Origin of the sequence: Anabaena sp. AL93 (assembly GCF_001672085.1) — a bacterium.
Taxonomy (GTDB): domain Bacteria; phylum Cyanobacteriota; class Cyanobacteriia; order Cyanobacteriales; family Nostocaceae; genus Dolichospermum; species Dolichospermum heterosporum.
In genome coordinates this window covers 34,736-48,544 of sequence record NZ_LJOU01000038.1, presented here as the reverse complement: position 1 = coordinate 48,544, position 13,809 = coordinate 34,736, and the positions used below count along the sequence as shown (strand labels likewise).

17 protein-coding genes and 1 pseudogene are annotated in these 13,809 nt (G+C 37.6%); 5 read left to right on the top strand and 13 right to left on the bottom strand.

Annotated elements, in window-relative coordinates; translation table 11 throughout:
- Positions 1-444, top strand: a pseudogene (locus AN486_RS11905) (photosystem II q(b) protein); the annotation flags it as partial.
- 407 nt (positions 445-851) lie between these two features.
- On the opposite strand, the gene AN486_RS11900 reads toward AN486_RS11905, so the two are convergent.
- The 4 genes from AN486_RS11900 to AN486_RS11885 all read right to left on the bottom strand — a co-directional run bounded on the left by AN486_RS11900 (position 852) and on the right by AN486_RS11885 (position 2,095).
- On the bottom strand, positions 852-1,217 hold the full coding sequence (locus AN486_RS11900) for a clan AA aspartic protease (RefSeq protein ID WP_039200438.1): 366 nt from the start codon (positions 1,215-1,217) through the stop codon (positions 852-854).
- The gene (locus AN486_RS11895; protein WP_039200436.1) at positions 1,214-1,486 is read right to left on the bottom strand and encodes a hypothetical protein; all 273 of its coding nucleotides are present in this window, start codon (positions 1,484-1,486) and stop codon (positions 1,214-1,216) included. The genes AN486_RS11900 and AN486_RS11895 overlap by 4 nt, the downstream gene beginning before the upstream one ends.
- Before the next feature lie 53 nt (positions 1,487-1,539).
- Positions 1,540-1,812: a DUF3349 domain-containing protein gene (locus AN486_RS11890; RefSeq protein ID WP_290600779.1), complete on the bottom strand. Its 273-nt coding sequence runs from the start codon at positions 1,810-1,812 to the stop codon at positions 1,540-1,542.
- A gap of 151 nt (positions 1,813-1,963) precedes the next feature.
- Positions 1,964-2,095: a DUF1308 domain-containing protein gene (locus tag AN486_RS11885; RefSeq protein ID WP_257720913.1), complete on the bottom strand. Its 132-nt coding sequence runs from the start codon at positions 2,093-2,095 to the stop codon at positions 1,964-1,966.
- Positions 2,096-2,320: 225 nt separating this feature from the next.
- Here AN486_RS11885 and AN486_RS11880 point away from each other — a divergent pair, with 225 nt between their 5' ends.
- Positions 2,321-2,542 carry a hypothetical protein gene (locus AN486_RS11880; protein ID WP_290600777.1) on the top strand — a complete coding sequence of 74 codons (222 nt, stop codon included), beginning with the start codon at positions 2,321-2,323 and terminating at the stop codon, positions 2,540-2,542.
- On the top strand, positions 2,539-2,955 hold the full coding sequence (locus AN486_RS11875; RefSeq protein ID WP_290600775.1) for a PIN domain-containing protein: 417 nt from the start codon (positions 2,539-2,541) through the stop codon (positions 2,953-2,955). The genes AN486_RS11880 and AN486_RS11875 overlap by 4 nt, the downstream gene beginning before the upstream one ends.
- Positions 2,956-3,128: 173 nt before the next feature.
- Here the strand turns inward: AN486_RS11875 and AN486_RS11870 are convergent, their stop codons facing one another.
- The 8 genes from AN486_RS11870 to AN486_RS11835 all read right to left on the bottom strand — a co-directional run bounded on the left by AN486_RS11870 (position 3,129) and on the right by AN486_RS11835 (position 10,600).
- Positions 3,129-3,467 carry a hypothetical protein gene (locus AN486_RS11870; protein WP_290600773.1) on the bottom strand — a complete coding sequence of 113 codons (339 nt, stop codon included), beginning with the start codon at positions 3,465-3,467 and terminating at the stop codon, positions 3,129-3,131.
- Positions 3,468-3,472: 5 nt separating this feature from the next.
- Entirely contained in the window at positions 3,473-3,697 is a 225-nt protein-coding gene (locus tag AN486_RS11865) for a hypothetical protein (protein ID WP_290600771.1), read from the bottom strand.
- A gap of 277 nt (positions 3,698-3,974) precedes the next feature.
- Positions 3,975-4,202, bottom strand: coding sequence for a hypothetical protein (locus tag AN486_RS11860; protein ID WP_053540641.1), 228 nt, complete (start codon positions 4,200-4,202; stop codon positions 3,975-3,977).
- 226 nt (positions 4,203-4,428) lie between these two features.
- Entirely contained in the window at positions 4,429-5,502 is a 1,074-nt protein-coding gene (locus tag AN486_RS11855; protein WP_290600769.1) for an MAE_28990/MAE_18760 family HEPN-like nuclease, read from the bottom strand.
- Positions 5,503-5,521: 19 nt separating this feature from the next.
- Entirely contained in the window at positions 5,522-6,712 is a 1,191-nt protein-coding gene (locus AN486_RS11850) for a DUF262 domain-containing protein (RefSeq protein ID WP_053540643.1), read from the bottom strand.
- A 495-nt stretch (positions 6,713-7,207) separates the two neighbouring features.
- Positions 7,208-7,576: a hypothetical protein gene (locus AN486_RS11845; protein WP_053540644.1), complete on the bottom strand. Its 369-nt coding sequence runs from the start codon at positions 7,574-7,576 to the stop codon at positions 7,208-7,210.
- A gap of 163 nt (positions 7,577-7,739) precedes the next feature.
- Complete coding sequence (locus AN486_RS11840; protein WP_257720883.1) at positions 7,740-7,862, bottom strand: hypothetical protein; 123 nt, start codon at positions 7,860-7,862, stop codon at positions 7,740-7,742.
- 266 nt (positions 7,863-8,128) lie between these two features.
- On the bottom strand, positions 8,129-10,600 hold the full coding sequence (locus tag AN486_RS11835) for an ATP-dependent Clp protease ATP-binding subunit (protein ID WP_039200429.1): 2,472 nt from the start codon (positions 10,598-10,600) through the stop codon (positions 8,129-8,131).
- Positions 10,601-11,171: 571 nt separating this feature from the next.
- Between AN486_RS11835 and AN486_RS11830 the strand changes: the two genes are divergently transcribed.
- Together AN486_RS11830 and AN486_RS11825 are read left to right on the top strand one after the other, a co-directional pair.
- Positions 11,172-11,738 carry a Panacea domain-containing protein gene (locus tag AN486_RS11830; protein WP_290600766.1) on the top strand — a complete coding sequence of 189 codons (567 nt, stop codon included), beginning with the start codon at positions 11,172-11,174 and terminating at the stop codon, positions 11,736-11,738.
- Positions 11,731-12,123, top strand: a complete 393-nt coding sequence (locus AN486_RS11825) for a hypothetical protein (protein WP_290600765.1) — start codon at positions 11,731-11,733, stop codon at positions 12,121-12,123. The genes AN486_RS11830 and AN486_RS11825 overlap by 8 nt, the downstream gene beginning before the upstream one ends.
- 598 nt (positions 12,124-12,721) lie before the next feature.
- Here the strand turns inward: AN486_RS11825 and AN486_RS11820 are convergent.
- Positions 12,722-13,672, bottom strand: coding sequence for a heme o synthase (locus AN486_RS11820; RefSeq protein WP_039200418.1), 951 nt, complete (start codon positions 13,670-13,672; stop codon positions 12,722-12,724).
- Positions 13,673-13,809: the final 137 nt, after the last annotated feature.

The following is a 13,809-nucleotide window of genomic DNA, read 5'->3' as shown; positions in this document are numbered from 1 at the left end:
ATGCACGGTTCTTTGGTTACTTCTTCCTTGGTTAAAGAAACAACCGAAAACGAATCACAAAACTACGGTTACAAATTCGGTCAAGAAGAAGAAACCTATAACATCGTAGCTGCTCACGGTTACTTTGGTCGCTTGATTTTCCAATACGCTTCCTTCAACAACAGCCGTCAACTACACTTCTTACTCGCTGCATGGCCTGTAATTGGTATCTGGTTCACAGCATTGGGTATCAGCACCATGGCGTTCAACTTGAACGGTTTCAACTTCAACCAATCCATCATGGATTCTCAAGGTCGCGTTATCGCTACCTGGGCTGACGTAATCAACCGCGCTAACTTAGGTATGGAAGTAATGCACGAGCGCAACGCTCACAACTTCCCCCTAGATTTGGCTGCTGCTGATGTTGCTCCTGTTGCTTTAAGCGCTCCTGCAATCAACGGTTAATCGGTTTAGTTAAATAAAAAACGCTCCCCAATTACGGGGGGCGTTTTTTTTTGTTTTGGGAACATACGAGCAGAAGCGGCTATCATGGCTTTTGTATCTGCTGTGGTGTTGACAAAAAGCGATTCCTACGGAGTGCTTCGCTAACGCACATCTTCCACTAAAAGCTAAAAAAGAGCGATACCTTCGGTCAGCGCTTCGCTATCGCCTGTGGTAAGTAGTGATACAAAATTAATTATACAATGTCATTGCGTAAGCGTTGCGTTAGCCATATGGAACGAAGTGAAATAAAGCAATCGCAAGGGTTGTGATTGCTTCCCTTCGCTCGCAATGACTGTAAATATTTTTGTCCAATTACTTACTGAGTTCCGCACAATTGCACATCTCTAGTATAGTTGAACTAAAAGCGATTATAATTCTTGAATTGTTACTAAACCACTTTCTATGAATTGGATAGATAATTCATAACCATCAAGTAAACCAGTTCCCAATAATGGTAGCTTTCCTGTGGCTAATACATTAACGGCTCTTTCCTCACCATTCCAAATAATAGTAGCCTGATGTACTGGTAAAAGCACACGGCTATTATCTGCTAAATTTGCGTACATATCATAGACAAAAGGGAATCCCAAAAGATTCACGGCTGCTGGAGGTAAGGAAAGAAACTCTGTAAAACCTGTATCAATCACAAATTCAATTGTAAAATCTGGTTGTTCTGGTAATCGAAATATAACATTGACAGTTGCGCGTCCATTTTTGATAATGCCATTTATCACCGATAATCACGCTCCATTTCTCCACTAAAGGAGGCAGCAACTTTATAACCAATGCGAATACCAAAAAGTCGAGCAAATCTGTTTTTATTCCGTAAATAATGTGCTGATTCTATGCCTGTTTTATCAATAGCATATTCACCTGTTTCTATATCAATAATTATCATTTTACCGATGTTTTCCTCGGTTTCAACTTGTTGACGAATGCCATTTTCATATAATTCTTTGGCACGTTTTGCGACTTCTTCGCTGCTGAGGAGAATGGCTTGCATTTTGTTTCATCCTTTTTCGTGATTAGTTTATTATAATTGATTAGCAGTACAGTTTATCCTTCCTCAAGCCACTGTTTATAACCACACACAAGTAATCTTTCCTTTAAATTAGCGATCGCTTCAGATGTGGGTACATCAATTGACTGTACCCGATATACATCATTGAGGACAACACTATAATCTTTACCGCTATAGTAAGCTACAACTTCAGCTAAATTCCTATCTGACATTTCCTCACTAAGTAATAATAAAAGCGGTAAATAAGATTGTGATTCTATTCCCTTGGGGAAAGCATTTTGAATTAATTTATAAGTAGGTGAACACAATAAAACCAAACTGTGTAAAGAAACGTAAAATCGCCCAAACCCTCTTCACTCTTGCCTTTTGCCTCTTGCCTTTTGCCTTGCCATAACGACAATTTTCAACGCCAACCTACTTATGTACTTTGTAGATGTGGTAAAACAGTGATTTGCATGATTAATTACCAGTTAAAGGAAAAGGTGGATGAATATATACATGAAAATCCACACCTTGAGCAGAAGCGGCTCTCACAGCTTTTGCATCTGCTGTGGTGGTGATAATATTTAGTTGATCACCCGTACCTAATATGATAATATAGTTAAATTTATATATAAGGTTCTTGCGTAGATTTTATGGTAATTGAGGATTGATTACCGCGAAACCCTTACGGGGCAAGGGTTATAACCTATTATGCCCAATATTTTTAATGAAATGCCGATACAATAAGGCTTTCAATGATTTTGAACTGGGTTCTCCATAAAAAGTACCAAAGAACCATATATAATTAAAATGGATAATTTTTGATATCTTCTCATGACATTACAAGAATTGCAAAAACAAGTATTACAGTTACCAATGAGTGAACGCTGGCAATTGGTACAAACTGTATTAGAATCAATACAACAAGAAACTATATCACCATCAAAGAAGGGTAATTTATCTCGACTGCGTGGTATTGCTAAGAGTGTAAATATCTCAAATAATGAGAATATTAATAGAGATTATGTCACTTATCTAACTGAAAAATACAAATGAAGCGAGTTTTTATTGATACGAATGTGGTTTTAGATTTTTTACTAGAAAGAGAAGCTTTTGTAGAAGATGCAGTCAAGCTATTTGCAAAAATTGATGCAGGTGAGATTATAGGGTTTATTGCTGCTACTACAATTACTAATATTTATTATATTATTCGTAAAGCCGCAGGTGTAAAAGTTGCTCAAGATGCAATTTCTCAAATTCTCACAGATTTATACATTTGCACAGTTGATAAAAATATTTTAGAAACAGCAGTAGCTTTAAATTTTCAAGATTTTGAGGATGCTGTGCAGTATGCTTGTGCTATGAAATCAATGGTAGATGTGATTGTAACTCGTGATGTGTCTGGATTTTTAGGTTCAGAAATTCCAGTGATTTTACCTGGGGAGTTAAATCATATTTCTAGGGAATAAAAGCGATCGCACCTGTCCACCATTATCTAACTAGGAGCGATCACACCTCTCCACGATTATCTAACTAAAAGCGATCGCACTACGTAACCTAGAATTTTATTAAGTTTTAAAAATTTTTACCTCCCTATGAAGGATTAGTCAGCCAGATATCACCCCGTTTAGGAATAGAAGAATTAGTAATCAATTAAGTCTCCCGTTTGTAATTCTTGCCATTCTTTATCTTGCTGGTAATGCTCTAACATTAAATCAGATTGTGACGCTAAAATCTTTTTTCGTTCCTCTATAGGTAACTTTATAAGTTCACGACGGCTGAGAAACTGTTGTTTGAATTCATCAATATTGGCAGAAAATGTGAGTTCACCATTTTCTTTTTCTCGCTTCGGTGCTTGCAAATTTTGATAAATTTCCTCGCGGCGTTCTTCTCTTAAATATTGCTGCAATAACAATTGAATTTGTAACTTTTCTTCAATTGAAAACCCTTTTATTGCTTCTACCACATCAGTAAAAATCATAATAGTTATTCTTCACTTTCAATTAATCTTTTACCATTACTAAAATGCTGCAAAAATTCAGGAAAATTCATCAAATCATCAACAGATTCTGATGGTGGCATTTCTACCCAATTTGCCTCAGCATTTAATTTATCTACATAAATGTAGAATGCCTCTTGATCATCTCGATGAGATAAAACATAAGCACGTAATTGCTTTGTACTCATACCTTGGAAGTTAGGCTGACTCATACCACATACCTCCATTTACCATTAGGATATATTTCTATCATATTCTCTTCACCCGCGAGAATAAATACATTACCTGTACGTTTATCAACTCGAACCAAGTTTATGGGTAAATATAGTTTAGTTAACCAACAACACAGAATAAATAACTGCGTTTTCTGCTCAGATGTAGGAATGACCCGTACTCCTCAATAAAACTCATTATAACGAATATATCACTCCTTCTCCTCTTTGCATCTTTGCGCCTCTGCGCCTCTGCGTGAAACAAAAAATAACTAACTCACACTAATTCCGCAGCTAGAAGCCTACCCTCAACTGGTTCATACTCATCTTCTAGTAACCATAACTTAGCTGCTTCATAATTATGACTAGAAAATACAACCTTCTCACCTTGTTTAGGATCATAAATTTGACAATTTCCTTCACTGTCGCAAAGCAATAACAGAATATATGGGGGTGATAACATCGGATCTATCCATACTTCTGTAAATTCCCAGTTATTCTTCACTAGGTCTGGTGCGGGGTGGTATTTGTTGTCTGCATTGATTTTTATCTCCCCATAGTAAAGTGGAATACTACTACTATCTGGACTAATTCTATATTCTATAACCTTAAACTTGTGTTTTCACTGACCTTATCTCAGCGATTCCTGCGGAGCGCTTCGCTATCGCCTTCTGGTACTGAGTTCCGCACAATCGCACTTCTCTACCATAATCTAACTAAGAGCGATTTCATTATTTTTTCACTATGTAAAATGTGTGATTATCTTTTATTTTATAATCTACACTTGCAGCAATCTTTGTTTTTTCTGTAACTATAAGTTCAGGATATTCGGTATTATCTAATTGAATTGTTAAAATAGGTTTTTTATAAAACCTACCTTCTTTTGCTTGGATAATTAACATATCTCCAACTTTTATCGTATAATTTTCAAGCTCAAACGCCAATACTTTATTGCCAAAAATTTTAATTACATTTTCTACTTTCTGAAAAGTATGTCTGGATTCTTCTTTAATAACTTGTTCAAATAATGTCTGAAAAATAGCTTGACAATATTTCTCTAAAAATTGAATATAAGGTTCTAATTCAGATATGCTGAGGATATCATCTACTTCTTCTGAACCGTGAGCAATTTGGTTTCTTCTTTCAACCAAATCATTTATTTTATTATACAAAATATCCTTTTCTATTCTAGAAATAGTATTTTGGTTTAAACCAATTTCATTTTTAAGTTCTTCATTTTTTAACAATTCCTCATTCAAATCCAAATTTAACTTGTTGAATAACTCTACAATTTTGTTATGTTTTAAATTACCTGACAAAAGAACAAAAGCATCTGTATTAATTTGGTATTTGGTAGGATTGACTATACAATTATTAAGTTTCTTTAGCACTTCCTCTTTTGTAAGATGCTGATATTTGGCACTTTCCCTACTGGTAATAGTATTTATCAATTTTAAAGAAAGTTCAAAATGATTGTCTCTGATTTTTTCGTGTATTTGTGTATATTCAGGTATGACAGTCGATAGAAAATCAAGATACTCTTTAATCCATATTTCTACATATTTTTCTAGCAGTCCATATAGTGAGATAATAGATGCTTTATATTCAAATATTCGCTTATCTGTTCTAAAACTTCTATCATGCTCTTTCAGCTCTTTCAGTGTATTCAGTAATTTTCTGATTTGTTCATTATCGCTTTCTAAAACAAAATAAGCAGCTACATCATTTACATATTGAATATGTTTTAAATATTCTCTGATTTGATTGACTTCTCTTTTAAAGTTTTCCAATGATTGTATATTCATAATTTCTATCAATAATTAATTAAATATAGTTCTGTAAGAAATTATGAAAATAGCTCATGCGTGCTTCCACATCTTTTTTATTATTGTATCTACCATCAAATAGCAATCTATTATTTTCTTCTTTGATGTTTAGTGATTCTTGCTCTGAATATAAATTATTTTTAATAGCATCTTTATTTATCAGTAAACTTTCCTTATAAGCAATATTGTTTGCAAACACCTGCATTATTGGATCATATATAGTTTTTAATGGCTTTGTTCTCTCACGCTCTCCTTTTGGAGGTATAAAAGCTGAATCTCCTAATATAGTATATATCAACTGAATAGTTTCGTTAAACAGGGTTTCAAGATATTTAATTGTTTCATCTGAATAATTATTTGCTTGTTTTAAGTATTCATCTAAAAATCTATCCACAGGAGATTTTAAATTATCTATATGACGATAAGCAAAGAATCGCAAAACTAATTCTACATCTTCCATTTTGCGATAAGATTCACTTTTAAGTAATTTTTCTTCTCCTTCGCTTTCTAAAGGTAGTTTCCACATTTTACGGAAATAGTCATTTTGAGCAAGTTTTATACATACTTGGTTGAATTTACCATTGTGTAAGGCATTTCTCGTTTCTTGTGGAGTTAATTTATCTCCTCCACTATTCAATCTTTCAAAAACTATATGTTTTACATATTCAGCTTCTCTTTCATTTTTAGCTGTTTCTTGTAATAAGACAATAGATGATAAATAGCGTCTATCTATTCCTCTTCTAACTTGTCCAGGCAAATTTTGATAATTTCGTCCATTAAGTTCCTGCCAATATTCTAGACCTTCTAGGTTAAATTTTCCTTTATAAAAATCATATATAGCCGTTAGTCTTTGTTCTCCATCTATTACTTCATAAGTAGAATAATCTATTTCATACAGAAATATAGGTGAAATTGGCACATTCATTATTAATGATTCTATTAAACGAGATTTCTGAGTATAATTCCATCTTTTCCTGCGCTGGTATTCAGGATTTAGGATATACCTTTTACTGTCAAGCATAGTTTCTATACTATCAATTGGATAACGAGCCTGTTCCGTTACAATTCTTATCTCTCCTTTATTATATTTTTCGTTAATTTCATCGTCGGAACGAGAGACTGGATAAATATCCAAGCTATTTTTATCAATAAATGTTTCACCTGAAATTAAGTGACTATTTGTGATCATATTTATTCTTCCTTATATTTTTACTAATTAAATCTAAAACTTGAGGATTATATGATTTTACAGTTTTCTGTGACCCAGTATATCATATCCATTCACAAATGCCTAATCAGTTAAGCATTATTCTTAATTTTTAATTAATCTTTTATCATGACTACTCTTAATTATGCTGGTAATGCCCTAACATTAAATCGGATTGTGACGCTAAAATCTTTTTTCGTTCCTCTATTGATAATTTCATAAATTCACGACGGTTGATAAACTGTTGTTTCAGTTCATCAATATTTTCAGAAAATTTGAGTTCACTATGTTCTCCTCTCGTTTCGCTGCTTCCCTTCTAGCTAATTCTTCCGGTGGTATTGTAAATTCTGGAAAAATTCTCCCTGGTTGACGACGACGCACAGATTTTGTATTACTTATAATTCACCTTACCTCATTTTTATCAATTACCAATTATTCGTGATTTTCAAGTAAACCTTTCCCATTACTAAGTTTAATTTAATCAATTCCTAAAAAATTCTTCAATGCAGTTTTATATTTATTCTTCAACTTCTTAGAAATCAATCCTCCCTGTTGAATTTGTGATACAATATCAGCAGATAAACAATCCTTGGGAATAGGACTACCAGAAGTTATACAAATAGCAAGATCATTTGCATCCATCTCACGAGCAAAATAGTAAGCTATAACAGATTCCTTGTTAATAAAACTTGGTAAACTCGGATCTGGTGCTAAAACACAAACTCCTTCAGAGTTATTTTTCTTGTCTGTTAAATTAACAAATAAATATTTATTAAGTAGTCGGACAAAATTAAATTCACTCGTTGAGAGAGGGAACAGGGAGTTGAGAGAGGGAACAGGGAACACTTCGACAAGCTCAGTGCATCGCAGGGAACAGGGAACAGAAAAATCAATTGTGTAATTAATTCTGTCCCATTACTTATCAGAAGTTTTTGCAATTGCGACATAAAAATGTTGGCCATTAGGAGGTGTATCAATTAAAAATACATCTCCTATGTTTATAGAAATACTAGACACTTAGCACCTCATCTAAATATGCTTCCCTCAGTGCTATTTGTCTAATTTCCTCAACTTCTTCCTGACTTTTATGAAAGACCACTAACAAAGCTTGAGTATTACGGGTATGAACCAAATTATGAACGTGATATAGATCTAGCCGAACGACTTTACGGAGTACCTGATCCGAGGTTAGTTGAAGATGACTAGTCCCCTACAAAAACCTCCTTCCCCTCTCCGCGCCTGGAAGTTTCTCAACGAACTGTTCGTTTCAATCTCTAAGTCCGCTACAAAAATCTCCTTCTCCTCTTTGCGCCTCTGCGCCTTTGCGTGAGAAAAAACAAAAAAAACGGTAGAGAACCGAAATCCTCTACCGTTCAATTTACAATTACAAAAACCTAACTAAGACTCAACACCTTGGGGTAATAACTCCCGTGTTTGCTGAGAACTAACTTGAACAATGCCATTTTCATCAACATCAACAAGAGCAGTATCGCCATCTTTGATGCGTCCAGACAGAATTTCTTCCGCCAAACTATCTTCCAATAAGCGCATAATTGCCCGACGTAATGGCCTTGCACCGTAGCTAGGACTGTAACCCTCAGTGATCAAGCGATCCTTGAAGCGGTCTGTGACTTCTAAGACAATGCCTTTTTCCGTCAACCTACCAAACACTTCCTTGAGCATGATTTCGGCAATTTGGGTAACTTCCAGCTTATTCAATTGACGGAAGACGATAATTTCATCTAACCGGTTCAGGAACTCAGGACGGAAGTAATTCTTCAGTTCCTCATTCACCAAAGAACGAATCCGGTTGTATTGAGATTCGTTAGCATCTTCAGCAAAATCGAAACCAATACCGCTACCGCCTTTTTCAATTACCTTAGAACCGATGTTGGAAGTCAAAATCAGCAAAGTGTTCTTAAAGTCCACCGTGCGACCTTTCGCGTCAGTTAAACGCCCATCTTCCAAAATTTGCAAGAGCATATTGAAGACATCGGGGTGGGCTTTTTCGATTTCATCGAATAGCACCACAGTGTAAGGACGACGACGAACAGCTTCTGTTAACTGACCACCTTCGTTGTAACCGACATAACCTGGAGGTGAACCGATCAATTTACTGACGGTGTGGCGCTCCATGTATTCGGACATATCTAAGCGAATCATGGCTTCTTCCGAACCGAAGAAGTAGGAAGCCAAGGATTTCGCCAATTCAGTTTTACCTACCCCAGTTGGACCGGAGAAGACAAAACTAGCGATCGGCCGATTCGGATTTTTTAACCCGACACGAGCGCGACGGATGGCTCTGGAAACAGCCTTAACAGCGTCTTCTTGACCGATGAGGCGCTGATGTAAGGTGTCCTCCATGTGCAGCAACTTCTCGGACTCAGATTCGGTAAGTTTGTTCACCGGTACACCTGTCCAAGAAGCGACAATGTGAGCAATGTCTTCTTCTGTAACTACAGGTTCAACGCCGTCACCACTAGCACCGTTACTCTTGGTTTGAGCAATGGTGCGGATTTCGGCTTTGATTTCCATTTCCCGATCGCGCAATTCTCCCGCCCGATCAAAGTCCTGGGAACGGACTGCATCATCTTTTTCTTTTAAGATTTGCCGTAGTTCCTTGTCTAATTCCTTGGCTGCTGGGGGCAGTTGGGAGTTAATCAAGCGCACCCGTGAACCCGCTTCATCCATCAAGTCAATGGCTTTATCTGGCAAAAAGCGATCGCTAATATAACGATCAGACAATTTCGCTGCCGCTACCAATGCTTCATCGGATATCTTCAGCTTGTGGTGTGCTTCATAGCGATCGCGCAAACCATATAAAATTTCTATTGTTTCATCAACAGAAGGTTCACCCACCATTACAGGCTGAAAGCGTCTTTCCAACGCTGCATCCCGTTCAATGTGCTTGCGGTACTCATCCAAAGTAGTCGCACCGATACATTGCAACTCACCCCGCGCCAAAGCTGGCTTGAGGATATTCGCTGCATCAATCGCCCCTTCGGCTGCACCTGCACCAATTAAGGTGTGAACTTCGTCAATTACCAGGATGACATTACCCGCAGAGCGGATTTCATCCATAATTTTTTTGAGACGTTCTTCAAATTCACCGCGATATTTAGTTCCTGCTACTAGCAAACCAATATCGAGAGTGACTACACGCTTATCTTCTAAGATATCGGGGATATCCTTACTAGCGATACGTGAAGCTAAACCTTCAGCGATGGCGGTTTTACCAACACCTGGTTCACCAATCAACACGGGATTGTTTTTCGTCCGGCGACCCAAAATTTGGATAACCCGCTCAATTTCCTTGGCGCGTCCCACCACAGGATCAAGCTTGTTATCTATGGCCATTTGGGTCAGATTCGATCCAAACTCATCGAGAGTTGGGGTTTTAGTGCGACCAGAGGGGCCACCCGGCGTAACTTCCGCCGTTTCTCCCAACATCCGAATCACTTGGGTTCTCACCTTGGTCAAATCTACACCGAGGTTTTCTAGCACCCTGGCTGCGACACCTTCCCCTTCGCGGATCAGTCCCAACAGCAGATGCTCGGTACCAATGTAGTTATGCCCCAATTGGCGTGCTTCTTCCAAGGATAGTTCTAAAACCCGTTTTGCTCGTGGCGTAAACGGAATTTCCACGGCGACAAAGCCTGAACCCCGTCCTATGATTTTTTCAACTTCAATGCGAGCATCTTTGAGATTAACTCCCATTGATTTCAGCACCTTGGCGGCTACTCCTGTGCCTTCGCCAATCAGACCCAAGAGGATCTGCTCAGTTCCGACAAAGTTGTGACCTAAACGGCGGGCCTCTTCTTGGGCCAGCATGATTACCTTAATGGCTTTTTCTGTGAAGCGTTCAAACATGGCATTTTTCCCATCACCTGCGTCGTGCCGGTATGCTGATTTTAGCACAGGCTAAAATTTTGGATATCTATATCAACAATAGTAGATATCCAATTACGATGACACAGGTTGATCGGTTAATGAGTAGCTATTAATTACTTTTCCTGGGGTTTGTGTACTGAGGAGAGTGATATTACCAGCATTTTGGGGACTAAATCCAAACAATAGACCATTGATGTTGCGATTTTTGTTAGTAGTCCCAAATAAACCTAGATATCATAAAGTGTGTGGCAATGTCAAATTAATTGACTTAATCATAAGTTTTTTATATAGATAAAAGTTTTAATAGAATATATTTTGATATAAAATCACGACAAAAAATCTATTTTATCTTCATAAATGTGGTTAATAGTAGAGCTAATTTTTTCAAGTTTTGTTGTAAATTGTCAAAGCGGTAGTTATATCAAAAATTATTTGTGAGAATTATGTAACATACACGGAATTTATGTAAAATGGACAAGCTCTAATACTGTTTATTTATTTTCGGACAAATAGTACAATAATACTATTGTAGTGGACTCTGGTGGAACTTATGTCTATACGTTTTAAATTCAATCCAGAGAAAGCAGTTGAAACGGCTGCTCTATTCTTGAAACTTTGTGGGAATGGAAATCCCATGAAGTATTTAGGACTTGTCAAGTTGTTATACACAGCAGATCGTATTGCCTTTGAACGTTTAGATCAACCCATTACTGGTGATTCTTATGTAGCCATGCCATTGGGTCCAGTTTTGAGTAATGTTTATGACTTGATCAAAGGTAAAGACGATAACAACATCTGGTTTGAGTACATCTCAACTAATCGTGATAATTACGAAGTTCAACTTAAAGCTGATCCAGGTATTAACCATCTTTCTAGAGTAGAGCTAAGAATTATTCAAGAGGTGTATGAGGCTGTTGGGCATCTTGACCGTTTTGAATTAGCAGAGAAAACACACCAAGAATTCCCCGAATGGAAAAATCCTTTGCCAGCAGCGAAATCCGCCCCTATCTACATTGAGGAAATCCTTAGACAACTAGGTAAAAACGATGACGAAATTCGAGGTATCGGCGAAGAAGCAGAAAAAGAAGCCTTCTTGGATGCTGTGTTAAATGGCTGATAATAACGTAAATCTTGGAGATACATTCCTTTTGGACACACAAAAAGGATTTCACTTGTTTGTAGCCATAGTACCGCTAACAATCACTAAATATCTATTTGTGAATACAACCAAGCAGCTACCAAATTCAGATTTGTCTTGTATTATAAAACCTGGTATGGGTTGTCCTCCCTTCATAACTCAAGATTCAGTAATATACTATCGCAAGCCACGTGAGATAGAATCCGCAACCATTTTCAAATTGATTGCCAGCGGTGAATGTACTTCCAAAGGAAAATTTTCTCCAAATATACTTTACAAAATACAGGTAGGCGCAACCATTTCTGATGAGATTCCTATTGGGTATCAAAATATAGTGATAGATTATTTAAATTTGACAAGCTAGTATTCAGCTAGTCAGCTAATGTTCGGTTTAGAGAACCCCACTTCTACAGGCAAAATTTTGTTAAAGTGAGGTTAAATGTCCCTTTTCAAGCACCCGCTGACTGCTGCATACTCATAGCCCTTTTAGACGTTAATCAACGATATGATGTTGCCAATCTCATAATCAAGATCAGCAAATTTTTGTTTATAACCTGCCAATATTCTTCTTAATTCTTCAGGAATATCATCATCTTCATTCTTGAGAATATAACCGTATTTAATGGCAGTGAGAACATTGACGATATAGATCAGATTAGTGAATTCTAAGACATTAGGAGCGATCGCTGGATCATCCTCACTACCAAAACTAAGTAGTGAGACAGAATTAATTACACAATGTCATTGCGTTAGCGCAGCGTGGCGTTAGCCATATGGAACGAAGTGAAATGAAGCAATTCCAAGGGTTGTGATTGCTTCCCTTCGCTCGCAATGACTGTAAATATTTTTGTCCAATTACTTACCACCGCGTAATGCCAAAGAATTATCGTCAATACCCTTAATTAATAGATCCCCGACTTCTTCGAGAAGTCGGGGATCTGGTATCTATGTCCTGAGCATGACTACAAGCGCATTTGATGAAGCACTGTACTCACTAAATGATGAGTAATGGGTAAACTATCTACCACCATTGCCAAACACAACAGCATCATGTAGGAAATGGAATACAAAAATAACTCGCGGGCGATGGTTTTATCTTGGGGATTTTGCAACAACCGCCAAGATTTATGGACAAATACTCCCCCTAAAGTCAAGGCAATAACAGCATAGACAATGCCACTGGCGTGTAAGGGATAAAACAGTAAAATAGTCGCTGTGACAGTAATTACCGTATAAAACCAAATTTGCCTGACGGTGGCTTCATCGCCTACGACTACAGGTAACATGGGGATGCCTACCTTGGCGTAATCATCACGAATCATGAGCGCCAAAGCCCAGAAATGTGGAGGAGTCCACAAAAAGACAATGGCAAAAATTAGCCAAGCTGCCCAGCTTAAAGTATCTGTGACTGCTGCCCAACCGACTAGAGCGGGAATTGCCCCTGCTGCACCACCAATGACGATATTTTGGGTGCTATGACGTTTGAGCCAGTGAGTATAGACTAAAACATAAAAGATGATGCCAGAGAAGGCTAAAAATGCTGCTAGAAGATTGGCGCATACCGTGAGGAGGGTAAAAGAAAGTACAGCTAGGGCGATCGCAAAAATTAAAGCATCCCGGGGTTGTATCTTCCCAGACGGCATAGGACGGTGGCGCGTGCGTTCCATATCATAATCTATATCTCGGTCATAGATACAGTTAATAGTTTGGGCGCTGGCTGCTGCTAAAGTCCCACCAATCATCGTGATAATTAACAACCAGGGATCTACCTCACCTTTGGCGGCTATCCACATACTCCCAGCAGTAGTAATTAACAGCAGGGGAATAATCCGGGGTTTGGTTAGCTGGTAGTAACTTTGAACGACTTGGAGAAATGTGTCGTGTTGACGACGAGAGACATTAGTCTCAATCATGTTGGGTCTTTTTCCTTATTTTTCAAGAACTGGTCAGCAAACCGCTGGCTGTGAGGACAGAGAAATGAGATTTTATGGATTTACGCCATGAGTTACAGCAGGAGTCACCGAGTCACGAGTAAAACTGGTTTTGAATT